General features: G+C 74.6%; 2 protein-coding genes. One reads left to right on the plus strand and one right to left on the minus strand.

Going from position 1 to position 1,611, the window contains the following annotated elements; translation table 11 throughout:
- A partial coding sequence (locus D7X12_RS41240; protein ID WP_244225096.1) for an amidase family protein occupies nucleotides 1–500 on the plus strand: 500 nt, incomplete at its 5' end.
- Here the strand turns inward: D7X12_RS41240 and tolA are convergent.
- Nucleotides 497–1,611, minus strand: a 1,115-nt coding sequence (tolA, locus tag D7X12_RS41245; protein ID WP_244225097.1) for a cell envelope integrity protein TolA, incomplete at its 5' end; no start/stop codon positions are given. The genes D7X12_RS41240 and tolA overlap by 4 nt on opposite strands.

Consider the following 1,611-nt stretch of genomic DNA (forward strand, 5'->3'; position numbering starts at 1 on the left):
GCCTCACCCCCTTCGAGGTGGGCGCGCCGCTGCCGCCCGCCTGGCGCGAGGCCTTCCGGGAGCAGTTCCTCCCGCTCCGGGACGACGCGTTGGCGGCGGCCATCGTGCGCGGCACGCACCTGGACCTCGCCGGCATGGGGGCGGCGCTGTCCCGGCGGGACGTCCACATCGCCGCGCTGGAGCGGTTCCTGACGGGCTGGGACGCGTGGCTGGTGCCGGTGACGCCCACGCCCGCCATTCCGCACACGCCGTTCGGTGGGCCGGTGGAGGTGGACGGCGTTCCGCGCAGCTACCTGGAGGCGCTGGGCCCGATCACCAGCCTGTTCAACGCCACGGGGAACCCCGTCGTGGTGTTCCCCCTCGGGCGCACCGACGCGGGCCTGCCGGTGGGCGTGCAGCTCGTGGGGCGGCGGTGGGCGGACGGGGCGCTGCTCGACGTGGCGGAGGCGCTCCTGCCCTTCGGCGGCGGCGTGCGGTGGCCCGCGGCGTTCACGCCCTAATAGACGCGCAGCAGGCGCGAGCGGCATTCGAAGTGCGGGTTGCGCACGTCGATGACGTACACGTCGCCGGTGGTCTCCTCGAAGCCGCCCGCGAGGACGCCCACCGCGGCGGCGGCGGCGAGGTACGCGGTGTCCGTGCCCTTCATGTCGCTGAGCTTCCGCACGTAGACGACGCGGCCCTCCACGGACCACAGGGTGCGGATGCCGTCGGTGTGCACGCCCATGGCGTCGGGGGGCGGCGGAGGGGACTTCGCCAGCGCGGGAGGCACGGACAGGAGCACGTAGTCGTCGTAGGCGGGGTTGCCGCTGCGGGAGATGAGCTTCACCTCGCGCAGCGTGCCGTCCGGCCCCTGGAGCAGCTCCAGCGTGACGACGAGCTTCATCGTGCTGACGCCGTGGGCGAAGTCCTGGAGCTCCTCGCCGGCCTGGGCCTGGGCGCGCAGGCGGTTGAACTCGGGGTTGTTGCGGACGCGCTCCGCGACTCTTTCCCCCGGCTTGGGTGCGAGGCCCGACGCGATGCTCCCTCCGGGGGAGCCCGTGGCGCCAAACCGCCGGGCCTTGTCCGCCCACGAGTACAGCATCTGCTTGGGCAGGCTGGGCATGTCGAAGAGCGGCGGTGCGTCCATCTGCTGCTCCAGCTTCGCGCGCAGCTTGCTGAAGTACGGATGGATGCGGCCGGTCTCCACGCGGTCGCGGGCCCGGCGGTCATCGACGAAGCCCTGCACCCGCTGCGACACGCGCGCGTGCTCGTCGGCGGCGAGGGCTTCGGGGGACAGGCTCGGGTCTCCGGGCCGCAGCGTGCGGCCTCCTCCCCGGGACGACTCCGGCGTCGTGATGATGACCCCGCCGCTCGAACCCGGAGGCGGCAGCAGGTTCGGGGGCAGGGTGCCGGGAGTCGGAGGCGCACGGGGCGCGTCCAGCACCGGACGGTCCGGCTCCTGCCCGGCAACGGCGGGCGGAGGCTCGGGAGGCGCGGGAGGCGCGGGAGGAGGCTCGGGCTCACCGGGGGCCACGTCGGGCGTCGCGGGTTCTTTCGCTTCGGGCTCGCGGAGCGCAGCGGCCGGTGGCGTCCGGGTCGCCACCCCGGCGGGGGACCGGGGAGGCGTCCTTG

The organism is Corallococcus sicarius (genome assembly GCF_003611735.1).
In the GTDB taxonomy this organism is placed as follows: Bacteria; Myxococcota; Myxococcia; order Myxococcales; family Myxococcaceae; genus Corallococcus; species Corallococcus sicarius.